This window comes from Streptomyces sp. NPDC045967 (genome assembly GCF_056430495.1).
Genome location: NZ_JBWKLE010000003.1, coordinates 415,852 through 438,808 on the forward strand (window position 1 = coordinate 415,852; position 22,957 = coordinate 438,808).

Annotated in this window: 22 protein-coding genes and 2 riboswitches; of the genes, 12 read left to right on the forward strand and 10 right to left on the reverse strand. The window is 72.0% G+C overall.

Annotated features, from left to right (window positions below; translation table 11 throughout):
• Positions 1–35 precede the first annotated feature (35 nt).
• The 9 genes from AC07FY_RS08830 to gcvT form a co-directional block, all read right to left on the reverse strand.
• On the reverse strand, positions 36–857 hold the full coding sequence (locus tag AC07FY_RS08830; RefSeq protein WP_479002586.1) for an energy-coupling factor ABC transporter ATP-binding protein: 822 nt from the start codon (positions 855–857) through the stop codon (positions 36–38).
• Positions 854–1,603, reverse strand: coding sequence for a cobalt ECF transporter T component CbiQ (cbiQ, locus tag AC07FY_RS08835; protein ID WP_479002589.1), 750 nt, complete (start codon positions 1,601–1,603; stop codon positions 854–856). Before cbiQ ends, AC07FY_RS08830 begins: the two co-directional genes overlap by 4 nt.
• A gap of 3 nt (positions 1,604–1,606) precedes the next feature.
• A complete protein-coding gene (locus tag AC07FY_RS08840) occupies positions 1,607–1,951 on the reverse strand; it encodes an energy-coupling factor ABC transporter substrate-binding protein (protein ID WP_479002592.1) in 345 nt (114 codons plus the stop codon).
• Positions 1,951–2,646 carry an energy-coupling factor ABC transporter permease gene (locus AC07FY_RS08845; RefSeq protein WP_479002595.1) on the reverse strand — a complete coding sequence of 232 codons (696 nt, stop codon included), beginning with the start codon at positions 2,644–2,646 and terminating at the stop codon, positions 1,951–1,953. Before AC07FY_RS08845 ends, AC07FY_RS08840 begins: the two co-directional genes overlap by 1 nt.
• 29 nt (positions 2,647–2,675) lie before the next feature.
• Positions 2,676–2,901, reverse strand: a riboswitch (cobalamin riboswitch).
• Between the two features lie 308 nt (positions 2,902–3,209).
• Positions 3,210–3,731: an AMIN-like domain-containing (lipo)protein gene (locus tag AC07FY_RS08850; protein ID WP_479003184.1), complete on the reverse strand. Its 522-nt coding sequence runs from the start codon at positions 3,729–3,731 to the stop codon at positions 3,210–3,212.
• 230 nt (positions 3,732–3,961) lie between these two features.
• The gene (locus AC07FY_RS08855) at positions 3,962–5,344 is read right to left on the reverse strand and encodes an L-serine ammonia-lyase (RefSeq protein ID WP_479002598.1); all 1,383 of its coding nucleotides are present in this window, start codon (positions 5,342–5,344) and stop codon (positions 3,962–3,964) included.
• Positions 5,345–5,571: 227 nt separating this feature from the next.
• Positions 5,572–6,828, reverse strand: coding sequence for a serine hydroxymethyltransferase (gene glyA / locus AC07FY_RS08860; protein WP_479002601.1), 1,257 nt, complete (start codon positions 6,826–6,828; stop codon positions 5,572–5,574).
• A gap of 14 nt (positions 6,829–6,842) precedes the next feature.
• Entirely contained in the window at positions 6,843–7,223 is a 381-nt protein-coding gene (gene gcvH, locus AC07FY_RS08865; protein WP_479002604.1) for a glycine cleavage system protein GcvH, read from the reverse strand.
• A gap of 88 nt (positions 7,224–7,311) precedes the next feature.
• Positions 7,312–8,427: a glycine cleavage system aminomethyltransferase GcvT gene (gcvT, locus tag AC07FY_RS08870; protein ID WP_479002607.1), complete on the reverse strand. Its 1,116-nt coding sequence runs from the start codon at positions 8,425–8,427 to the stop codon at positions 7,312–7,314.
• 162 nt (positions 8,428–8,589) lie between these two features.
• A riboswitch (glycine riboswitch) is annotated at positions 8,590–8,693 on the reverse strand.
• Between the two features lie 197 nt (positions 8,694–8,890).
• Here gcvT and AC07FY_RS08875 point away from each other — a divergent pair.
• From AC07FY_RS08875 to AC07FY_RS08925, 11 genes are all read left to right on the forward strand, one after another.
• On the forward strand, positions 8,891–9,556 hold the full coding sequence (locus AC07FY_RS08875; protein ID WP_479002610.1) for an AAA family ATPase: 666 nt from the start codon (positions 8,891–8,893) through the stop codon (positions 9,554–9,556).
• A gap of 122 nt (positions 9,557–9,678) precedes the next feature.
• Positions 9,679–10,425, forward strand: a complete 747-nt coding sequence (locus AC07FY_RS08880) for an enhanced serine sensitivity protein SseB (RefSeq protein ID WP_479002613.1) — start codon at positions 9,679–9,681, stop codon at positions 10,423–10,425.
• 54 nt (positions 10,426–10,479) lie between these two features.
• Entirely contained in the window at positions 10,480–11,220 is a 741-nt protein-coding gene (locus AC07FY_RS08885) for an enhanced serine sensitivity protein SseB C-terminal domain-containing protein (RefSeq protein WP_479002616.1), read from the forward strand.
• 452 nt (positions 11,221–11,672) lie between these two features.
• On the forward strand, positions 11,673–12,668 hold the full coding sequence (locus AC07FY_RS08890; protein WP_479002619.1) for an ABC transporter permease: 996 nt from the start codon (positions 11,673–11,675) through the stop codon (positions 12,666–12,668).
• Between the two features lie 73 nt (positions 12,669–12,741).
• Entirely contained in the window at positions 12,742–14,523 is a 1,782-nt protein-coding gene (locus AC07FY_RS08895; RefSeq protein ID WP_479002621.1) for an ABC transporter substrate-binding protein, read from the forward strand.
• A gap of 152 nt (positions 14,524–14,675) precedes the next feature.
• Positions 14,676–15,674, forward strand: a complete 999-nt coding sequence (locus tag AC07FY_RS08900; RefSeq protein WP_479002624.1) for an ABC transporter permease — start codon at positions 14,676–14,678, stop codon at positions 15,672–15,674.
• Positions 15,671–16,768 (forward strand): ABC transporter ATP-binding protein, encoded by a 1,098-nt coding sequence (locus AC07FY_RS08905; RefSeq protein WP_479002627.1) that lies wholly within the window; start codon positions 15,671–15,673, stop codon positions 16,766–16,768. Before AC07FY_RS08900 ends, AC07FY_RS08905 begins: the two co-directional genes overlap by 4 nt.
• Positions 16,769–16,773: 5 nt before the next feature.
• A complete protein-coding gene (locus AC07FY_RS08910) occupies positions 16,774–17,889 on the forward strand; it encodes an ABC transporter ATP-binding protein (protein ID WP_479003187.1) in 1,116 nt (371 codons plus the stop codon).
• Positions 17,890–18,106: 217 nt separating this feature from the next.
• Positions 18,107–18,763, forward strand: coding sequence for a trimeric intracellular cation channel family protein (locus tag AC07FY_RS08915; RefSeq protein WP_479002630.1), 657 nt, complete (start codon positions 18,107–18,109; stop codon positions 18,761–18,763).
• Positions 18,764–18,810: 47 nt separating this feature from the next.
• Positions 18,811–19,665, forward strand: coding sequence for a thioesterase family protein (locus tag AC07FY_RS08920; RefSeq protein ID WP_479002633.1), 855 nt, complete (start codon positions 18,811–18,813; stop codon positions 19,663–19,665).
• 88 nt (positions 19,666–19,753) lie between these two features.
• Positions 19,754–20,917, forward strand: coding sequence for a cysteine desulfurase family protein (locus tag AC07FY_RS08925; protein ID WP_479002636.1), 1,164 nt, complete (start codon positions 19,754–19,756; stop codon positions 20,915–20,917).
• 91 nt (positions 20,918–21,008) lie between these two features.
• Here the strand turns inward: AC07FY_RS08925 and AC07FY_RS08930 are convergent, their stop codons facing one another.
• Entirely contained in the window at positions 21,009–21,692 is a 684-nt protein-coding gene (locus AC07FY_RS08930) for an N-acetylmuramoyl-L-alanine amidase (protein ID WP_479002639.1), read from the reverse strand.
• A 68-nt stretch (positions 21,693–21,760) separates the two neighbouring features.
• Here AC07FY_RS08930 and mnmA point away from each other — a divergent pair, with 68 nt between their 5' ends.
• Entirely contained in the window at positions 21,761–22,900 is a 1,140-nt protein-coding gene (mnmA, locus tag AC07FY_RS08935) for a tRNA 2-thiouridine(34) synthase MnmA (protein WP_479002642.1), read from the forward strand.
• The last annotated feature ends 57 nt before the right edge of the window (positions 22,901–22,957 follow it).

Sequence of the window (22,957 nt, forward strand, 5' to 3'; positions counted from 1 at the left end):
CGCCATCCTAGGGAGGCCCCGGGCCGTCCCGGCCCCTACCGCCAGTCCGCCAGCGCCTCCGGGGTGCGCGGGCCCGGGAGGCCGGGGGCCAGCAGGCCCCGGCTGCGCAGCAGGGCCGTCACCGCCGGGGACCACGCCTGGCGCAGGCCCGCCTCGGCGAGCAGCGCGCGATCGGACAGGAGTTCCGCCGCCGGCCCCACCCGGATGCCGGACGGGGTCAGCACCGCCGCGTCGTCGGCCCAGCGCACGGCCAGGTCCACGTCGTGCGTGGCCATCACCACCGTCGTGCCCGAGGCACGCAGCCCCGCCAGCACCTCCAGCAGCCGCTCCTGGCCGTCCGGGTCCAGACCGGCCGTCGGCTCGTCCAGGATCAGCACCCGCGGAGCCATCGCCACCGCACCCGCGATGGCCGCCCGCTTGCGCTGCCCGTAAGACAGCAGGTGCGTCGGGCGGTCGCGCAGCGCCGTGATGTCCAGGGCGGCGAGGGCGGAGCCGACCCGCTCGCGGACCTCGGCGAGGGGCAGGCCCAGGTTCATCGGGCCGAAGGACACGTCCTGTTCCACCGAGGCCGCGAACAACTGGTCGTCCGGGTCCTGCACGACCAGCTGCACCGCCGTCCGCAGCCGGGTCAGGCCCGCCCGGTCATGGGCCACCACCGCGCCGTCCAGGAGCAGCGCGCCCGAGCCGGGCTTGAGGCCGCCGCTCAGCAGCCGCATCAGCGTGGTCTTGCCGCTGCCGTTGCGGCCGAGCAGGACCAGCGCCCGCCCCGCGGCGATCCCGAAGTCCACTCCGCGGAGCACGGCGGGCCCGTCCTCATACGCGTAGCCCGCGCCCACCAGTTCCACCAACGGCCTCACAGGAACAGCTCCTTCAACGCGAGAGTGACGGCGACCAGCCCGGCCAGCAGCGCGCCGGACCAGGCCAGGAACGGCCGGGACGGGGTGGACTGCGGGACCAGGACCCGCAGCGCGCCGTCGTAGCCCCGGCCGGCGAGGCCCGCCTGGAGCCGCGCCGCGCGGTCGAAGGCCCGTACGAACGAGGTCGCGGCGAGCCCGGCCACCGACCGCCAGGCCGCCGCCCGGCCGGCGGTGCCCAGCCGGGCCGCCTGGGCCTGGCGGATCCGGGCCAGGGAGTCGAGCAGCAGGAACCCGATCCGGTACATGACCAGGGCCACGTCCACCACCGGGGCCGGGACCCCGGCCCGCACCAGCCGCGGCAGCACGTCCGAGACCGGGGTGGTGAAGGCGAACAGCAGCACGCCGAGCGAGGCCGCCGAGGTGCGCAGCAGCAGCTCGACGGCCTGCCGGGGCCCGCCCGGGGCCGGCGAGAGGAAGCCGTCCGGCCCGCCCACCGCCACCAGCAGCGGCAGCGCGCCGGTGAAGCAGAACCCGAGCGGGATCCGGAAGGCGCGCCACAGCTGCCGCCCGGGCACCCCGGCGGGCCCGAGCAGCAGGCAGAGGGTGGCCACCCCCACCAACGGCCCGCCGGGCCAGGGAGGGAGGCACACCGCGGTGATCGTCAGTCCGATGCCCAGGACCGCCTTGTCCAGCGGATGGCGATGGCGCCACCGGCTGGAGTGCGCCGCCGCGTCGATCGGCAGCACCGCCTACGACTCCGTGGCGGGGGGTTCGGCGGGCGGTGTGGCCGCCGCTGCCGCGGCGCCCTGGCGGCGCCCTCTGCGGATCCCGAAGTAGTACGCGAGCACGCCCGCGCCCAGCGCCGCCTGGAGGGCGAAGAGGGCCGACTCCACCTCCGCGGACGGAGGTTCGTACAGCGGGGAGAACCACGGCTCGTAGTCCGGCCGCAGCTCGGTGATGGCCGCCTCCGCCTGCCCGTCGGCGCCCGCGAAGGGCTCCTCCTTGCCGTCTCCCAGACCCAGCGCGATCGGGAGGACGGCCAGCGCCGCCACCAGGAGCAGCAGCAGGGTGTTGATCTTCGCGTTCCTGGTCATCAGGCCGTCGCCTCCCGCTGCTTGTCGGATCCGGTGAGCCGGGCCACGCCGAGCCGGACCAGGTCCGACTTGCTGGACTGCATCAGCAGCCGCATCACGAGTACGGTCAGCAGCCCCTCGCTCACCGCGAGCGGGATCTGGGTGAGCGCGAAGATCTCGGCGAACTTCACCAGCGCGCCGGTGAACCCGGTGGCGGCGTCCGGGAAGGCCAGCGCCAGCTGCACGGAGGTCACGCAGTAGGTGACCAGGTCGGCGAAGAACGCGCCGAAGAACACCGCCACCATCAGCGGCGCGTCGAACTTCCGCAGCAGCCGGTAGACGGCGTAGCCCGCCCAGGGGCCGGCCACCGCCATCGAGAAGACGTTGGCGCCGAGCGTGGTGAGCCCGCCGTGGGCGAGCAGCAGCGCCTGGAAGAGCAGCGTGATCGTGCCGAGCACCGCCATGATCGGCGGCTTGAACAGGATGGCGCCGAGACCGGTACCGGTGGGGTGGGAGCAGCTGCCCGTCACGGACGGGACCTTCAGGGCGGAGAGCACGAACGTGAACGCTCCGGACGCGCCGAGCAGGAGCGTGCTCTCGGGATTCGCCTTCACCTCGCGGGTGAGGGCCCGGACGCCGTGGACGACGAACGGAGCGGACGCGGCGCCCCAGGCGACCGCGTGCAACGGGGGTAGGAACCCCTCGGCAATATGCATGAGTGGGGAGACCTCTCCAGCACCTCGTGGATGGACAACGCGCCCCGGCCGGTCTCCTGGCTCACGGGTGCTGATGCCCGGGCTCCGCCTTCCCGGGGCCGTACGGTGTTCCGCACGGTGTCCCAGTGGCTTCCCGCTGGGGTTCCCCCCCGACGGAGGCAGGGGGAGAGTGGAGCCGGACTTCCCCGATCACAGTGGCGAGGGCCGCACCGGTTTTCCACCGGTTTCCCGAACACCAAGGCCCGCTGACCCTAGTGGGCGGAGCGGGCCGGTAACAACCCGTCTCGAACGGGCCACGAGGTGTCCGAACTCCGCTTGCCCGCGCGCTGCGGCGGGCGCGGAGAGGTCCCCGGCGGTGGTCGCGCGCCAACGGCCGGGCGGGCCACGGGACTTCCGGTTTTCCTTTCGGTCGCACGCGCGTGCTGCTCGGCGGGCCATGCCGTTCCGAGCGGTTCCGGTTGCCCGCGGGCCGGGCAGTGACCCGGCCGCCAAGGCCCCGGACGGTGACCCGGCCCGCGGGGAGCGGCGCTCCCCGTGGGACGCGGGCTGCCGGGCGGCGGCGGTCAGTGGGCGATGTCCACGACCAGTCGCTCGGGCGAGTGCAGGGCGAAGGTGCGGTAGTAGGGCAGGGTGTCGAAGGCGGCGCCGAAGGTCACGTACCCCTCGTAGTCGCCGGTCATGGCGATGCCCTTGAGCTTGGGGAGCGGGATCTGCTGGAGCTTGGGTCCGGTGTAGACGCTCGTCCCGGCGTCGTTGTGCGCCGCCGCGGGGTTGAGGCGGATCTCCAGGAAGTGCTTGCCGGGCAGCGGCACGGGTTTGCCCGAGCCGTCGTAGATCAGCTGCGCGACGGGAGTGACGGTCGCCCCGGGGACGTACCCCTGCAGGTCGATGACGATCCGGTCGTAGGTGGCGTGCCCCGCCCAGCGGGCGTTGACGACGAGCGGGGTCTGGGTCTGGGCCTGGGCCCGGGTGGCTGACGCACCGGCGGCGGTGGCGGCGGCCGAGGCGGGAGCGGCGAAGGAGAGGCAGACGGCGAGCAGAGCGCCGGATGCCAGGGCGGTGAGCTGCCGGCGACGTGGGTGGATCATGACGTCCCCTCGGTTCTCGAGAGACGGGACTGCTGGCAGAACCTAGGACGCCGGGGCGAATCCCGCAGTTCCGGTTCCACCGCAACTTTTCGCAGCCGCCCGACTCCGTGCCGACCCGCCGGTCGACCGGCGCGGCCGCGAACAACCCCCGCGAACGACGGGGGCCCGGCGCGCAGCGTGCGCGCCGGGCCCCGTGCGTCAGCCGGCGTGGGGCCGGCCGCCGCGTCTCAGCATTCGATGACGTTGACCGCCAGGCCGCCGCGCGCGGTCTCCTTGTACTTCACCTTCATGTCCGCGCCGGTCTCCTTCATGGTCTTGATGACCTTGTCGAGGGAGACCTTGTGGCTGCCGTCGCCGCGCATCGCCATCTTCGCCGCGGTGACCGCCTTGACCGCCGCCATGCCGTTGCGCTCGATGCACGGGATCTGGACCAGGCCGCCGACCGGGTCGCAGGTCAGGCCCAGGTTGTGCTCCATGCCGATCTCGGCCGCGTTCTCGACCTGCTCCGGGGTGCCGCCCAGGACCTCGGCGAGGGCGCCGGCCGCCATCGAGCAGGCCGAGCCGACCTCGCCCTGGCAGCCGACCTCGGCGCCGGAGATCGAGGCGTTCTCCTTGAAGAGCATGCCGATCGCGCCCGCCGCGAGGAGGAAGCGGACGACGCCGTCCTCGTCCGCGCCCGGCACGAAGTTCATGTAGTAGTGCAGGACGGCCGGCAGGACGCCCGCCGCGCCGTTGGTCGGGGCGGTCACGACCCGGCCGCCCGCCGCGTTCTCCTCGTTCACCGCCATCGCGTAGATCGTCGTCCACTCGCTGCGGTGCATCATCGGGTCGCCCTCGGTGCGCAGCTGGCGCGCGGTGGAGGCGGCCCGCCGCTTGACCCGCAGGCCGCCCGGCAGGATGCCCTCGCGGGACATGCCGCGCGCGACACAGGCCTGCATGACCCGCCAGATCTCCAGCAGGCCCTCGCGAATCTCCTCCTCGGTGCGCCAGGCCTTCTCGTTCTCCAGCATCAGCGAGGAGATCGACAGGCCGGTCTCGTTCGCCAGGCGCAGCATCTCGTCGCCGGAGCGGAAGGGGTACTTCAGCACCGTGTCGTCGAGCTTGATCCGGTCTTCGCCGACCGCGTCCTCGTCCACGACGAACCCGCCGCCGACCGAGTAGTAGGTCTTCTCCAGCAGCGGGGCGCCGGAGGCGTCGTACGCGAAGAGCGTCATGCCGTTCGCGTGGTAGGGCAGCGAGCGGCGGCGGTGCAGGATCAGCTGGTTCGGCTCGTCGAAGGCGATCTCGTGGACATCGCCTATCTCCGCCCCCAGCAGGCGCAGCCGGCCGCTCTTGCGGATGCGCTCCACCTCCTCGTCCGCGCCCTCCACGTCGACCGTGCGCGGCGAGTGTCCCTCCAGCCCCAGCAGCACCGCCTTGGGGGTGCCGTGGCCGTGGCCGGTCGCGCCGAGGGATCCGAACAGCTCCGCGCGGACGGACGCGGTCTGCGCGAGGACGCCGTCCTTCTTCAGACGGGTCACGAACATGCGTGCCGCGCGCATCGGGCCGACCGTGTGGGAGGAGGACGGGCCGATGCCGATGGAGAAGAGGTCGAAGACGGAGATGGCCACTGGCGGACTCCCTTGTCTGCTCGTGGGGTGGGAGGGGGAGGCGGATCGTGCCGGGTGGGTGCGTTGTGCGGATTTTGTCCGACAGGTGAGCTTAACGCGGCGACGTGAACGGCTCGGCCGCCGGACGGATCGGGAGGGGTACGGGCGCGTGTACGGGATCAAGGTGCGCCCGGGGCATGGGAAGGGCCCGGCCCCGTACGAGACGAGGCCGGGCCCCCAAGCCGCCGCTAGAGCGACGGGTACAGCGGGAACTTCGCGGCGAGCGCGGAGACGCGGGCCTTGAGCGACTCGCTGTCGTACGCCGGCTTCAGCGCGGCCGCGATGATCTCCGCGACCTCGGTGAAGTCCTCGGCGCCGAAACCGCGGGTGGCGAGCGCCGGCGTACCGATGCGCAGACCCGAGGTGACCATCGGCGGGCGCGGGTCGTTCGGGATGGCGTTCCGGTTGACCGTGATGCCGATCTCGTGGAGCCGGTCCTCGGCCTGCTGGCCGTCGAGCTCCGAGTTGCGCAGGTCGACCAGGACCAGGTGGACATCCGTACCGCCGGAGAGGACGGACACGCCGACCTCGGTGACGTCCGGCTGCACCAGGCGCTCGGCGATGATCTTCGCGCCCTCGAGGGTGCGCACCTGGCGCTCCTTGAAGTCCTCCGAGGCCGCGACCTTGAAGGAGACCGCCTTGGCGGCGATCACGTGCTCCAGCGGGCCGCCCTGCTGACCGGGGAAGACCGCGGAGTTGATCTTCTTGGCCAGCTCCTGCGTCGACAGGATGACACCGCCGCGCGGACCGCCGAGGGTCTTGTGCGTGGTGGTGGTGACGACGTGGGCGTGCGGCACCGGGTTCGGGTGCAACCCCGCGGCGACCAGGCCCGCGAAGTGCGCCATGTCGACCATCAGGTACGCGCCGACCTCGTCCGCGATGCGGCGGAAGGCGGCGAAGTCCAGCTGGCGCGGGTAGGCGGACCAGCCCGCGACGATCAGCTGCGGCTTGGACTCCTTGGCGAGGCGCTCGACCTCGGCCATGTCGACCTGGCCCGACTCGTCGACGTGGTAGGGGACCACGTTGTAGAGCTTGCCGGAGAAGTTGATCTTCATGCCGTGGGTCAGGTGACCGCCGTGGGCCAGGTTCAGGCCCATGATCGTGTCGCCCGGCTTCAGGAGCGCGAACATCGCGGCGGCGTTCGCCTGCGCACCGGAGTGCGGCTGGACGTTCGCGGCCTCGGCGCCGAACAGCGCCTTGATGCGGTCGATCGCGATCTGCTCGACCACGTCGACGTGCTCGCAGCCGCCGTAGTAGCGGCGGCCGGGGTAGCCCTCGGCGTACTTGTTGGTCAGGACCGAGCCCTGGGCCTCCATGACGGCGACCGGAGCGAAGTTCTCCGACGCGATCATCTCCAGGGTGGACTGCTGGCGCGCGAGCTCGGCGTCGACGGCGGCGGCGACGTCGGGGTCGAGTTCGTGGAGAGGGGTGTTCAGTACGGACATCAGGATCCCCTGGGTCAGTTGCCGGCGGTGAGCTTGGCGTACTCGTCGGCGGAGAGCAGGTCGCCCGGCTCCTCCGCGACGCGCACCTTGAACAGCCAGCCGCCCTCGAACGGGTCCGTGTTCACGAGCGCCGGGTTGTCGACGACGTCCTGGTTGGACTCGACGACCTCGCCGGAGACGGGGGAGTACAGGTCGCTGACCGACTTGGTCGACTCCAGCTCGCCGCAGGTCTCGCCCGCGGTCACCGTGTCGCCGACCTCGGGAAGCTGGGCGTAGACGACGTCACCGAGCGCGTTGGCCGCGAACTCCGTGATGCCGACCGTCGCGACGCCGCCCTCGGCGTCCGACAGCCACTCGTGCTCCTTGCTGTAACGCAGCTGCTGGGGGTTGCTCATGACCTGATTCTCCTGGATGCGGGGGAGTGGATACGAACAGCGGTCTCGGCCGTTGAGACGGCCGGTGGTGCGGTGACGGCGTACGGGGCTACTTCTGCCGCTTGTAGAAGGGCAGGGCCACGACCTCGTACGGCTCATGCGTACCGCGAATGTCCACGCCGACACCGGAGGTGCCGGGCGCGGCGTGCGCCGCGTCGACGTACGCCATGGCGATCGGCTTGCCCAGCGTGGGCGACGGAGCGCCCGAGGTGACCTCGCCGACGACCTCGCCGCCGACGACGACGGAGAAGCCGGCGCGCGGGACGCGGCGGCCCTCGGCGACCAGGCCGACCAGCTTGCGCGGCGGGTTCGTGCCGGCGCGCTCGGCGGCGGCCTCCAGCGCGGCGCGGCCGACGAAGTCCCCCTCCTTCTCGAACTTCACGACCCGGCCGAGCCCCGCGTCGAAGGGGGTGAGCGAGGTGGTCAGCTCGTGCCCGTACAGCGGCATGCCCGCCTCCAGGCGCAGCGTGTCGCGGCAGGACAGGCCGGCCGGGACCAGGCCGGCGCCCTCGCCCGCCTTGGTCAGCGCCTGCCACAGCTCCACGGCGTGCTCGGGGGCGACGAACAGCTCGAAGCCGTCCTCACCGGTGTAGCCCGTCCGGGCGATGAGCGCCGGCACCCCGGCCACCGTGCCCGGCAGGCCCGCGTAGTACTTGAGCCCGTCGAGGTCGGCGTCGGTGAGCGAGGAGAGGATGCCGGGGGACTGCGGACCCTGCACGGCGATCAGCGCGTAGGCGTCGCGGTCGTCGCGGACCTCGGTGTCGAAGCCGGCGGCGCGCTCGGTCAGCGCGTCCAGGACGACCTGGGCGTTGGAGGCGTTGGCCACGACCATGAACTCGGTCTCGCCGAGACGGTAGACGATCAGGTCGTCGAGGATCCCGCCGTCCTCCTGGCAGATGTGCGTGTAGCGGGCGCGGCCGACGCCGACGGTGGAGATGTTGCCGACCAGCGCGTAGTCCAGCGCCTTGACGGCTTCCGGGCCGGTCAGGGTGATCTCGCCCATGTGGGAGAGGTCGAAGAGGCCGGCCCGGGTGCGGACGGCGTGGTGCTCGTCGCGCTCGCTGCCGTACCGCAGGGGCATGTCCCAGCCCGCGAAGTCGGTCATGGTCGCACCGAGCGAGCGGTGCAGCGCATCGAGTGCGGTCAGGCGGGGGGCGTTGCTCATGGGTGTGGCTCCCGGGTCCCAGGGCATGACATGACGAGGAAGGTCCTCCCCATCTGTCATCGGAACCTGAGAGGTTCGCCGAGAGTTCCCTCCGCAGGCGGGGGAGATCGGCTTGCACCTTGGGTGGAGCCGCCCGTCGGACGGCCCGCTTTTCAGATCTGCCTCATCCACGCGGTACGGGGCCTGAGAGATTCAAGGGAGGTTCTTGCTCCTTCGGCGCCCGGGCACGGCCTTGCGGCGTGCCGGGACTCTCCCGCGCGGATTCAAGCGGCCGGTATGCAGTTGGTCCAGATGGCGCACATCATTGCACGCCACCGCCGTGATCGGGGGTGGGGCCCCGGAAGTGACCCGCGGGGCACGGGGCGGGGCGCGGGCCGGAACGGAACCGGGGGTGCCGGATTACCGTCTCTTTACACTCAGGGGGAAAGGGTCCCGGTGACCCGATGCGGGGGAGGCGAACACTGTGCGGAGATTCGGAGTGGTGGCGGCCGCGGGGATCGTGGACGCGGTGCCGACGCAGCGCGGCGGCCCGGCCGCCTGCGCGGGAACGGACGCCGGCCGGGTACGGGACCTGCGGGGGACCGGGGCGCGGGGGGCGCGCCGGCTCTCCTTCGCCGAGGGCGACCTCGTCGTGGTGTCCGGCCTGCCGGGCGGCGGCAAGAGCACGCTGATCAAGAGGGCGGCCGAGGGCGCCGCGATCGACTCCCAGGACACCCGCGAGCGCTGGGAGCGGAGCATGCCGGCCGCCCTGCCGTACGCGGCGTACCGGCCGCTGGTGCGGGCCGCGCACTACTGGGGGCTGTGGCGGGCCCTGCGCTCCGGCGCCTCGGTGGTCGTGCACGACTGCGGTACGCAGGCCTGGGTCCGCGGCCTGCTCGCGGCGGTGGCGCGCCGCCGCGGCCGGGCGCTGCACCTGGTGCTCCTCGACAGCAGCCCGCAGGAGGCGCTGTCCGGGCAGGCGGCGCGCGGGCGCCGCGTCTCGGCCTACGCCTTCGCCCGCCACCGCGGCGCCGTGGCGCGGCTCCTGCGCGAGGCGGAGGCCGGACGCCCGCCGGTCGGCTGCGCCTCGGTCACCCTGCTGGACCGGCCGGCGGCGGCCGCCGTCTCCCACATCGCCTTCCCCTCCTAGCCGCCGGGCCGCATCCAGCCCGTCCGGCGTCCGGGTGGCGGCTCCCCTGGCGGAGCCCGGGGCGGGCCGGGCCGATAACCTCGCCTCGACACGCGCGGACCACAGACGGAGGCAACGGGCACATGGAAGGCAGCGTCAGCGGAAACGGCTGGCCCGGGAACGAGCTGGAGCAGGTGCTCGGCGCCGCGCTCGGGCAGCCCGATGCCGGGGCCCGGATCCTGGAGGTGCTGGGCCGCAGCAAGGTCTGGGTGCCCCTGCCGGGCGGCGGCTCACCGGACGCCGGGAGCCTGGACCTGCCCACCATGGACATCGGCGGCGCGGCATACGTCCCCGTCTACAGTTCCGAGGCCCAGTTCCGCTTCTGCGCCGGCCCCGGCATGGACTTCGCCGTGGCCCCGGCCGTCGAATTCGCGCGCGGCCTGCCCCCGCAGCTCGGCATCGCGCTCAACCCCGAGGGCGCCGTCGGCGTCCCCCTGCCGCCGCCCGCCGTGGCGGAGCTGTGCCGCACCGGGAGGTCCCCGCTCGACGGGCCGGCCACCGGCGGCCGGGTCCGGCTCTACGAGCCCGACTGGCAGGAGGACCCGGTGGACTTCCTGGCCGCCGCCGGCGAGGAGTTCCGCGCCACCGGCGTGGTCGCGGCGGCGCACCGCTGCCTCGCCAGCGTCGAGGGCGGGGAGCCGGAACTGTTCATCGGCGTCCGCCTGGTGGGATGGGAGCCCGAGACGCAGGGCGCCCCGATGGAGGCCCTCGGCCGCGCCCTGGCCCGGGTGCCGGCGCCCTGGCCGGTGCAGTTGATCCTCCTCGACGCCGTGCAGGACCCGGTCACGGACTGGATTCGTGAGCGCGTACGCCCCTTCTACCTTCCGTAGGGCCGCTTAAGCTGGGGTACGCGTGGACGACGGGCGGACGAAGAGGGGTACCGGGTGAGTGCGTCAGGCACGGCCGCGGCCGGGCAGGTCGAGCACATGCTGCGCCAGGTGACTCCCGGGCGCTATGAGAGCTACGAGTCACTTCTGCACGCCCTCGCCGAGGGCCGGCTGTGGATGCTGCTGTGGCAGGGGCAGGCGGGCTCCGCCGACGCCCAGTACGGCGGCATGGAGGTGGAGGGCCTCGGCTACGCGCCGTGCGTCACCTCCCCGCAGGAGCTGGCCGCCAGCGGCTGGAACCGGGGATACGAGGTGGTCACCGGGCGGGACGTGGCCCGCGCGCTCTACCCGGACCGGTGGGGCCTGTGGCTCAACCCGCACGCCCAGGGCGGCGGACTGGGCGTCCCGTGGGCCGACCTGCGCCGGGTCGCGACCGGCCTGGACCGGATGCCGGCCGGGCCGCTGCGGCTGTCCGAGCCCTCCCTGGAGCTCCCGCAGTTCTACGGGCTGCTGACGCAGCACGCGCACCGCACCCCGGCCGTCCGGTCGCTGCGCCGCGCCTGGGTGCAGCCCGCGCTGGGCTCCCCGTACCTCGCCGTCGGGCTCGACCTGTACGACGCCTCCGCGCCCGCGCTGGAGTCCGTGCGCGAGATGATGCGGCAGTCGGTCGGCGTGGTTCCCGAGGGCGTCCCGGTGTGCACGGTCGCGCTGGCGGACGAGCACGACCCCGTCGCGATGTGGCTGCGCGCGCAGTCCCGCCCCTTCTACGACCGCGAGGGCCAGGCCCCCGCCTACTGACGGCGCCGTTCCGGCCGCACGCCGACCGGATCCCGCGCATCCGCATACCGAGACATCCTTCTCGAAGGCCGCACCGGCCCCACCGGTGCGGCCTTCGGCATATCCGCCGAATGCACCCAAGATCCGCCCCGGAAAAGGCAGTTGGGCCGGATGTCCGTTCCGCGCCGAACAAGCGGTGTTTCACCGCTCACCAGAGCACGCGGTTCGGATAACGGAAGGTGGCGGTGCAGATCACGGTTGCGCATCACATCCCCGGCAGGTCTGGCGGCAGATTGAGAGGCCGTTGAAGACTCCCCCCACCGAAGGCCGGTCAATCTGACAACCACCAGCCCTTCACGTGCACTTCAGGCGCATTTCGCGCCATTCGCACCACACGCGACGCCGAACGAAACAAGCCGCCACAGCGGCGGGCATGGGCCGGCCACCGTCGGCCGAGAGGGGTCCCCACCACGATGACGGCACCACTGCACGACACCACCGCGGCCGAGCCCGCAGCCGTGGACGCCCCCGGAATCCCCCAGAAGGCGATCGAGGGACGTTCACCCTGGAAGATCGCCTGGCTGCGCCTCAAGCGTGACAAGGTCGCCCTGGCCGGCGGTGTCATCGTGCTCCTGCTGATCCTCGTCGCGATCTTCGCGCCGCTGATCGTCAAGGCGTTCGGCCACCCGCCGGAGGAGCTGCACGAGGACATGCTGGACCCGCTGCTCGGCCTGCCGGCAGGCGACTGGGGCGGGATCAGCGGCGACTTCCTGCTGGGCGTGGAACCGGTCAACGGCCGCGACGTGTTCAGCCGGATCGTCTACGGCGCCCGGATCTCGCTCCTGGTCGCCTTCCTGTCCGCCTTCGTGGCGGTCTCGCTCGGCACCTTCTTCGGCATCATCGCGGGCTACTTCGGCGGCTGGATCGACGCGGCGATCAGCCGGGTGATGGACCTCCTGCTGGCCTTCCCGCAGCTGCTCTTCATCATCGCGCTGATCTCCGTCGTCCCCGGCAAGCTGTGGGGCTTCGAGGGATCGGGCCTGCGCATCGCCGTCCTGGTGCTGGTCATCGGGTTCTTCGGCTGGCCCTACATCGGCCGCATCGTGCGCGGGCAGACCCTGTCCCTGCGCGAGCGCGAGTACGTGGAAGCCGCGCGCAGCCTCGGCGCGGGCCGCATGTACATCCTCTTCCGCGAGCTGCTCCCCAACCTGGTGGCGCCCATCACCGTCTACTCGACGCTGATGATCCCCACCAACGTGCTGACCGAGGCGGCGCTCAGCTTCCTCGGCGTCGGCGTCAAGCCGCCCACGCCGTCCTGGGGGGAGACCCTCTCCACGGCCGTGCGGACCTACGAGGACGATCCGCTCTTCATGATCTTCCCCGGCGTAGCGATCTTCATCACCGTGCTGGCCTTCAACCTCTTCGGCGACGGCGTCCGCGACGCCCTCGACCCGAAGGGCTCCCGCTAGCCGCAGCAGGGCACACCAGGAACCGGCTCCGAGCCGTTCGTTCACCGTAACTACACCGGAGGTTGCGAGCATCGTGACTACCCATCGCACGTCGAAGCGCAGGCTCGCCGCTGGCACGGCCACCGTGCTCGCGGTCATGCTGACCGCGACCGCCTGTGGCGGAAACGACAAGGACGCCAAGGACGACAAGGCCGCGTCCGGCGGCGGTTTCAACGCCGGCATCAACAAGATCGCCAACCCGTCGGACAAGAAGGGCGGCGAGCTCAAGTTCGTCGGCACCCAGGAAGCCGACTCGTGGGACCCGCAGCGCGGTTACTACGGCTTCATGTGGGACTTCTCGCGCTACTACACGCGCCAGCTGGTCAGCTTCAAGCCGGGCCCGGGCCCCGAGAGCACCGAGCTCGTCCCCGACCTCGCGACCGCCAAGGCCGAGATCAGCGACGAGGGCAAGACGTACAAGTACACCCTCAAGGACAACGTGACCTGGGAGGACGGTACGCCCATCACCGCCCAGGACATCAAGTACGGCATCGAGCGCACCTGGGCCCAGGACGTCATCTCCGGCGGCCCGGTCTACCTGCAGGAAGTCCTCGACCCGAAGCTCGAGTACCCGGGCCCGTACAAGGACCCCAGCCCGGACAAGCTCGGCCTCAAGCAGATCGAGACCCCGGACGCGAAGACCATCGTCTTCAAGCTCCCGAAGGCCAACGGCGACTTCGAGCAGATGCTGGCCATGCCGGCGGCGAGCCCGGTGAAGCAGGACAAGGACACGGCGGCCAAGTACGGCCTGCGGCCCTTCTCCAGCGGCCCGTACAAGATCGACTCGTACGAGCCCAACAAGAGCATGAAGCTCTCCCGCAACGAGAACTGGAAGCGCGAGTCGGACACCATCCGCAAGGCGCTGCCGGACACCATCTCGGTCACGTTCATGGCGAACGCGGACGACATGGACAAGCGCCTGATGAACGGCGAGTTCGACCTGGACCTCAACGCGACCGGCATCGGCCAGGCGGCCCGCGCCACCGCGCTGAAGGACCACAAGGGCAACCTGGACAACGGCCAGACCGGCTTCATCCGGTACGCCGTCTTCCCGCAGACCGTCGCGCCGTTCGACAACATCGAGTGCCGCAAGGCCGTCATCTACGCGGCCGACAAGAAGTCCCTGCAGACCGCCCGCGGCGGCCCGCAGGCCGGTGGTGACATCGCCCCCAACATGCTCCCGCTCGGCATCAAGGGCTCCGACGCCAAGTACGACCCGTACGAGGTCCTGAAGAACGACGGCAAGCCGAACGTCGAGAAGGCCAAGGAGGCCCTCAAGGCCTGCGGCAAGGAGTCCGGCTTCAAGACCACCATCGCGGTCCGCAACAACAAGCCGGTCGAGGTCGCCACGGCCGTCTCCCTGCAGAACGCCCTGAAGCAGGTCGGCATCGAGGCCGACGTCGACCAGTTCGACGGCGCCCAGACCTCCGGCATCATCGGTTCGCCGAAGGTGGTCAAGGACAAGGGCTACGGCATCATCATCATGGGCTGGGGCGCCGACTTCCCGACCGGTCAGGGCTTCTCCCAGCCGCTGGTCGACGGCCGCTACATCCGCCAGAGCGGCAACAACAACTTCTCCGAGCTGAACGACCCGGCGATCAACAAGCTCTTCGACGACGCCATCGCGGAGACCGACCCGAACAAGGCCGGCGACATCTACAAGCAGATGAACCAGAAGGTCTCCGAGGCCGCCGTCTACCTGCCCTTCGTCTACGACAAGACGATCACCTGGCGCGGCTCCCGCCTCACCAACGCGTACACCACCGACGCCTACAACGGCCGGTACGACTACGCGTCGCTCGGAGTCATGAAGTAACGGTTCACCCGTCAGGCAGTCAGCCAGGCAGTCCAGTTCCAGTGTTCCAGTGCCACACCCGCTAGGCACGAAGGGCAGGTGATGGCCGCGGTTCCGGCCTGGGGGCGCCCTCCAGAAGAGGGCGCCCCCGGGCCGCAGCCAGGCCGAGCGCAGTGCTTGCATATCTCCTCCGACGGATCTTCGCCGTCATCGTCATGCTGTTGGTCATCTCGCTGGTGACCTTCGGAATCTTCTTCCTCTTCCCGAAGCTGATCGGGACGGATCCGGCGCTGTACTTCGTCGGCAAGCAGTCCGACCCCGCGGCCATCGAGGGCATCCGGCAGAAGATGGGTCTCGACGACCCGATCCTCGTCCAGTTCGGCAAGTTCGTCGTCGGGCTGGTGGCGGGTCGTACGTACGCCAACGGCTCCGACGTCACGCAATGCGCCGCGCCCTGCTTCGGCTACTCCTTCAAGACCGAGCAGGAGGTGTGGCCGCTGCTGCTGGACTGGCTGCCGGTCACCCTGTCGCTCGCCGCCGGCGCCGTCGTGCTCTGGGTCATCGGCGGTGTCGCCACCGGCGTCATCTCCGCCCTCAAGCGCGGTACGGCACTGGACCGGTCGGCCATGGGCATCGCCCTCGCCGGCGTCTCCCTCCCCATCTACTTCACGGGCATGCTGTTCATCGCCTTCTTCTCCGACCAGCTCGGCTGGTTCGGGCGCCCCGAGGCGACGTTCGCCGACGACCCGGGCAAGTGGCTCAACGGCATGGTCCTGCCGTGGGTCTCGCTCGCCTTCCTCTACGCGGCGATGTACGCGAGGCTGACCCGCGCGACCATGCTCGAAGTCCTCAACGAGGACTACATCCGCACCGCCCGGGCCAAGGGCCTGACCGAACCCGTCGTCATCGGCAAGCACGCCATGCGCTCCACGATGACGCCGATCCTGACCGTCCTCGGCCTGGACCTCGGCGCCCTGATGGGCGGCGCGGTGCTCACCGAGTCCACGTTCTCGCTGCACGGCCTCGGCTACAACGCGGTCCGCGCCATCAGCGACCACGACCTGCCGGTCATCCTGGGCATCACCCTGATCTCCGCGTTCTTCGTCGTCGCCGCGAACCTCATCGTGGACCTCCTGTACGCGGTGATCGACCCCCGAGTGAGGCTGTCATGACCGATCTCACCCAGACCGGAGCGCTGAACGAGCCGGTCGGCGGTACGCGGCCCTCCACCGCCTTCCTCGAGGTCCGCGACCTCAAGGTGCACTTCCCGACCGAGGACGGACTGGTCAAGTCGGTCGACGGGCTGTCGTTCACGCTGGAGAAGGGCAAGACCCTCGGCATCGTGGGCGAGTCCGGCTCCGGCAAGTCGGTCACCTCGCTCGGCATCATGGGCCTGCACCGCGTGGGCCAGTACGGCCGCCAGCGGGCCAGGATCTCCGGCGAGATCTGGCTGGACGGCAAGGAACTGCTCTCCGCCGACGAGGACGAGGTGCGCCGGCTGCGCGGCCGGGAGATCGCGATGATCTTCCAGGACCCGCTGTCCGCGATGCACCCGTACTTCACCGTCGGCAAGCAGATCGCCGAGGCCTACCGGGTCCACCACAAGGTCGACAAGAAGGCGGCGCGCGCCCGCGCCGTCGAGCTCCTCGACCGGGTGGGCATCCCCGAGCCGCACAAGCGGGTCGACAGCTACCCGCACGAGTTCTCCGGCGGCATGCGCCAGCGCGCCATGATCGCGATGGCACTCGTCAACAATCCCGAGCTGCTCATCGCGGACGAGCCGACGACCGCCCTGGACGTCACCGTCCAGGCGCAGATCCTCGACCTCATCCGGGACCTGCAGAAGGAGTTCGGCTCGGCGGTCATCATGATCACGCACGACCTGGGCGTGGTCGCCGAGATGGCCGACGAGCTCCTGGTGATGTACGGCGGCCGCTGCGTCGAGCGCGGCACCGCCGAGAAGGTCTTCTACGAGCCGCGGCACCCCTACACCTGGGGCCTGCTCGGCTCGATGCCGCGCATCGACCGCGAGCAGACCGAGCGCCTGATCCCGGTCAAGGGCTCCCCGCCCAGCCTCATCAACATCCCGAGCGGCTGTGCCTTCAACCCCCGCTGCCCGTACGCCGACGTACCCAAGGGCAACGTGACCCGCACGGTGCGGCCGGAGCTGGTCGAGGAGGACGGCAGCCGCCACTGGTCCGCCTGCCACATGTCGCAGGAGGAGCGGACCCGGATCTGGACCGAAGAGATTGCGCCGAAGCTGTGAGCGACATCAAGAAGACGGATCCGCCCGTCATTCCCGAGCAGGCCACGGACTCTCCCGACGCCTCCGCTCCGGCTCCCGAGGTGCTGCTCAAGGTCACCGGCCTGACCAAGCACTTCCCCATCACCAAGGGACTGCTGCGCCGCAAGGCGGGCGCCGTCAAGGCCGTCGACGGCCTCGACTTCGACGTCCGGCGCGGTGAGACCCTCGGTGTCGTCGGCGAGTCCGGCTGCGGCAAGTCGACCATGGGCCGGCTGATCACGCGACTGCTCGAACCGACTGGCGGGAGCGTGGAGTTCGAGGGCAAGGACATCACGCACCTCGGCGTCGCCGGGATGCGGCCGCTGCGCCGCGACATCCAGATGATCTTCCAGGACCCGTACGGCTCGCTGAACCCGCGGCACACGGTGGGCACGATCGTCAGCGCGCCGTTCAAGCTCCAGGGCGTGGCGCCGGAGGGCGGCCTCAAGGCGGAGGTGCAGCGCCTGCTGTCCCTCGTCGGCCTCAACCCCGAGCACTACAACCGCTACCCGCACGAGTTCTCGGGCGGCCAGCGCCAGCGCATCGGCATCGCGCGGGCCCTGGCGCTGAATCCGAAGCTGGTGGTGGCGGACGAGCCCGTCTCGGCGCTCGACGTCTCCATCCAGGCGCAGGTGGTCAACCTGCTGGACGACCTCCAGCAGGAGCTCGGGCTCACCTACGTGATCATCGCGCACGACCTCTCGGTCATCCGTCACGTGTCGGACCGGATCGCGGTGATGTACCTCGGCAAGATCGTCGAGCTGGCGGACAACGCGTCGCTGTACGGGGCCCCGATGCACCCGTACACCACGGCGCTGATGTCGGCGGTGCCGGTGCCCGACCCGCGGCGGCGCGGTGCCAAGAGCGGCCGGATCCTGCTCAAGGGCGACGTGCCGTCGCCGATCTCCCCTCCGAGCGGCTGCCGCTTCCACACGCGGTGCTGGAAGGCGACGCAGATCTGCGCCACGCAGGAGCCGCCGCTGCTGGCCCTGAAGACGGGCCACCAGGTGGCCTGCCACCACCCGGAGAACGCCCCCGACCAGGCGCCGGGCGACCGGCCCCTGCCGGGCGCGGCCGACGCGGTGGCCACGGTTTCGGAGTAGCGGCCGAAAGCGGGGGCGGGGCTGGACCTCCATCCAGCCCCGCCCGCGCGACCAGCCCCGCCCGCGTGCCGTCGCGGCCGCCCCGACCCCGGCCTCCGGTCCGGCCCGCCCCGGACTCCGGCCGCAGCCCCGCCCCCCTTGGCTCCGGCCCCCGCCCGTACCGCCCGGTGGCCGGGCCCCGGCCGGCCGGGGGAGCGGCGCGGGTGACAATGAGCTGGTGCTCCACGATCTCTTCCCGCCCGGGGTCCAGCATGCGCTGGACCTCGCCGGCATCTTCGTCTTCGCCACCGCGGGCGCCCTGCTCGCGGTCCGCAAGAACTTCGACGTCTTCGGCATCGCCGTCCTCGCCCTGGTCACGTCCCTCGGCGGCGGCCTCTTCCGCGACCTCGTCATCGGCGCGGTCCCACCGGCCGCCTTCGGCGAGCTCAGCTTCTTCGTGACCCCGCTGATCGCGGCCGCGCTCGTCTTCTTCCTGCACCCCGAGGTCCAGCGGATCAACCGCGCCATCAACGTCTTCGACGCGGCCGGACTCGCCCTCTTCTGCGTGACGGGCACGACCAAGGCGTACGAGTTCGGCCTCGGCCTCACGGCGTCCGCCGCCCTGGGACTGGCCACGGCCGTCGGCGGCGGCGTCCTGCGCGACGTCCTCGCCAACGAGGTGCCCTCACTGCTGCGCGACCGCGAGATGTACGCCGTGCCGGCCGTCGTCGGAGCCGCGATGGTCGCCGTCTTCATCGGGCTGGACTTCCTCAACGCCCTGACCACCGGCCTCGCGATCGTCACCACGTTCGTCCTGCGCCTGCTCGCCATGCGCTACCACTGGCGCGCGCCGCTGGCCTGGAACCGCCGCTCCTCGGTGGCCGAGGAGCCGTAACAAAAGAAAGCTACCGCTTAGTAGGGAGCGGGTGTACCGTCGGTTGCATGTCACACGCAGCTGCCCAGGCAACCATCGGCGACAGCGAGTTCGACCGCGACACCACCGTCACCGCGCGCGCGGGCGAGCCCGGGGTGTACGACGCGGAGCTCTCCGCCGGTTGGACGATCATCAGCGCCGTCAACGGCGGATACCTGCTGGCCCTCGTCGGCCGGGCCCTGTCGGCGGCCCTGCCGCACCCGGACCCCTTCACCGTCTCCGCGCACTACCTGACTTCCTCCGTGCCCGGCCCCGCCGTGATCCGCACGCAGGTCGTACGCGTCGGCCGCACCCTCTCCACCGGTCAGGCCTCGCTGTTCCAGTACGACGAGAGCGGCGCCGAGGTCGAGCGCATCCGCGTCCTCGCCTCCTACGGCGACCTCGCCGCCCTGCCCGACGACGTGCGCACCACGGCGCTGCCGCCCGGCATGCCGGCGTACGAGGACTGCGTCGGCCCCGAGGCCGGCCCGGCGCCGATTCCCGGGAGCTCCGCCATCGTCGACCGGCTGCGGCTGCGGCTGGATCCCGCCACCGCGGGGTGGGCGCTGGGCGCACCCTCGGGCAAGGGCGAGATGCGGGCCTGGTTCGAGCTGGCCGACGGCCGCGACGCCGACCCGCTGTCCATGCTCCTGGCGGTGGACGCGCTGCCGCCGACCTCCTTCGACCTCGGCCTGATGGGCTGGACCCCGACCGTGGAGCTCACCACCCACGTCCGGCGCCGGCCGGCCCCCGGCCCGCTGCGGATCTCCATCACCACCCGCAACCTGGCGCACGGCTTCCTCGAGGAGGACGCCGAGGTCTGGGACTCGACCGGGCACCTGGTCGCCCAGTCCCGGCAGCTCGCCCGGGCGCCCCGTACCTGACGGGCGGCGCCCCGCACCCGCCGGCCGGGGCCCGGTACCCGGCGGGCGGCGCCGGGGCGGCCCCGCGGGCTCGTAGAATCGGGGGATCATGGCCTACCTCGACCACGCCGCCACCACCCCGATGCTGCCGGAGGCCGCCGCGGCGATGTCCGCGCAGTTCGCCGCCACGGGGAACGCGTCCTCCCTGCACGCCGCCGGCCGCCGGGCGCGCCGCACCGTCGAGGAGGCCCGCGAGGCCCTCGCCGACGCGATCGGCGCCCGCCCCAGCGAGGTGGTCTTCACCGCCGGCGGCACGGAGGCCGACAACCTCGCCGTCAAGGGCCTGTACTGGGCCCGCCGGGACGCCGACCCGGCCAGAACCAGGGTCCTGGCCAGCCCCGTCGAGCACCACGCCGTGCTCGACGCCGTCCACTGGCTCGCCGAGCACGAGGGCGCCCGGGTCGAATACCTGCCCGTGGACCGCTACGGGCGCGTGCACGCGGAAGCCTTCCGTGAGGCGGTCGAGCGCGACCCCTCCGACGTGGCCCTGGCCACCGTCATGTGGGCGAACAACGAGATCGGCACCGTCATGCCGGTGCGCGAGCTGGCCGCCATCGCCCGGGAGCACGGCATCCCGCTGCACTCCGACGCCGTCCAGGCCGTCGGGCAGCTCGACGTGTCCTTCGCGGACAGCGGCCTCGCCGCCATGACCGTCAGCGGCCACAAGATCGGCGGCCCGTACGGCATCGGCGCCCTGCTGCTGGGCCGCGACCAGAGCCCCGTCCCCGTCCTGCACGGCGGCGGCCAGGAGCGGCACGTCCGCTCCGGCACCCTCGACGTGCCGGCCGTCGCCGCCTTCGCGGTGGCGGCCGTCCTCGCCGCGGAGCGGCGCGAACGCTTCGCCGCGGAGGTCGGCGGGCTGCGCGACGAGCTGATCGCGGCCGTCCGCGCGGCCGTACCGGACGCCGTGCTCGGCGGGGACCCCGAGGACCGGCTCCCGGCCAACGCCCACTTCAGCTTCCCCGGCTGCGAGGGCGACTCCCTGCTGCTCCTGCTCGACGCGCAGGGCATCGAGTGCTCCACCGGCTCGGCCTGCACCGCCGGCGTGGCCCAGCCCAGCCACGTCCTGCTGGCCGCCGGCACCGACCCCCGGCTGGCCCGCGGCACCCTGCGCTTCTCCCTGGGCCACACCTCCACCAAGGAGGATGTCGCCGCCCTGGCCGCGGCCATCGGCCCGGCCGTCGAACGCGCCCGCACGGCCGGCCTCAGCTAGGCCCCGTCGTCGAAGTCCCGCCCGGCCCGCGACGCCCGGCACCGGGGCCGACCAGCTCTACTTCGACGACAGGACCTGGGCGTCTTCCGGATCAGGCCGGACCCGCCAGGGACTCGCCGACCATGCGGATGTACCGGTCCCAGTCCCAGTGGCGGCCCGGGTCCGTGTGGTCGGCGCCCGGGACCTCGGAGTGGCCGACGATGTGCCTGCGGTCCGCCGGTATGCCGTACCTCCGGCAGACGTCTGCCGCCAGCCGGGCCGACGCAGCGTACATCGCGTCCGTGAAGTCCTTCGGGCGGTCCACGAACCCCACGTGCTCGATGCCGACACTGCGCTCGTTCATGGAGCGGCTGCCCGCGTGGAACGCCACGTCCAGCTCGCGGACCATCTGCTCGATGTGGCCGTCCCCGCGCACGATGTAGTGGGCGGACGCCTTGTGCCACGGGTTCTTGAAGGCGTCCACGGAGGACGCGAAACCGCCCTGGGTGACATGGACGACGATCCGGTCCACCCGGTAGTCGTCGGGCCGGTCCGCCAGCCGCCAGTTCGCCGGCGAGGCCGCCGTCCAGCTCGCGCCCGGGTGATCGAGCTCCCCCTCCCGGCGCGGCTTGCTCACCCCTGGCAGCAGCCACCAGGCCCGGCCGATCTCCTCGCGCCCGGCGATCGCGGCGGCCGCCACGACCCCCAGTCCGCCGAAGAGCACCGCCCTGCGCGTCCTGCCCGGCCCCTTCGGCGCTCCGGGCGCCTTCGAGGTCTTCTTCCCCTGCTCAGCCATGTGATCCACCCCCCACAGCCGATAACGCGCCGTGGCCCCGCGCGGTTCCCCGTACCCTGGACGGTGCTATGACTGAGAACCTGCCGCGCACCGCCCGCCCCCTTCGCGTCCTGGCCGCCATGTCCGGCGGCGTGGACTCCGCCGTCGCCGCCGCCCGCGCGGTCGAAGCCGGGCACGACGTGACCGGCGTCCACCTCGCGCTCTCCGCGAACCCGCAGTCCTTCCGGACCGGCGCCCGGGGCTGCTGCACCATCGAGGACTCCCGCGACGCGCGCCGCGCCGCGGACGTCATCGGCATCCCCTTCTACGTCTGGGACCTCGCCGAGCGCTTCCGCGAGGACGTCGTCGAGGACTTCGTCTCCGAGTACGAGGCCGGGCGGACCCCCAACCCCTGCCTGCGCTGCAACGAGAAGATCAAGTTCGCGGCGCTCCTCGACAAGGCCCTCGCCCTCGGCTTCGACGCCGTCTGCACCGGCCACTACGCCACCGTCGTCGAGAACGAGGACGGCTCCCGCGAGCTGCACCGCGCCTCCGACATGGCCAAGGACCAGTCGTACGTCCTCGGCGTGCTCGACGAGAAGCAGCTCGCCCACGCCCTCTTCCCCCTCGGTGACACGGTCACCACCAAGGAGGAGATCCGGGCAGAGGCCGAGGAGCGCGGGCTGGCCGTGGCCAAGAAGCCCGACAGCCACGACATCTGCTTCATCGCCGACGGCGACACCCAGGGCTTCCTCGCGAGCCGCCTCGGCAAGGCCGAGGGCGCCATCGTCGACGAGGCGACCGGCGAGAAGGTCGGCACCCACGACGGCGCCTTCGGCTTCACCATCGGCCAGCGCAAGGGCCTGCGCATCGGCCACCCCGCCCCCGACGGCAAGCCGCGCTACGTCCTCGACATCTCCCCGGTGGACAACACCGTCACCGTCGGGCCCGCCGAGGCCCTCGACGTCACCGCCCTCACCGCGATCCGCCCGCGCTGGTGCGGCTCCACGCCCGCCGCCCCCGGCACCTACACCGCGCAGCTGCGCGCCCACGGCGGCGAGACCGAGGTCTTCGCCGAGGTCGTGGACGGCGAGCTGCGCGTCTCCTTCACCGAGCCGGTCCGCGGCGTGGCCCCCGGCCAGGCGATCGTGCTCTACGACGGCACCCGCGTGGTCGGCTCCGCCACGATCGCCACGACCACCCGGGCCACGACCGCCGCCTCCCTCTAGGCCCTGTCGTCGAAGTCGCGCCTGGCCCGCGGCGTCCGGCGCCGCGCCTCGCCGCGT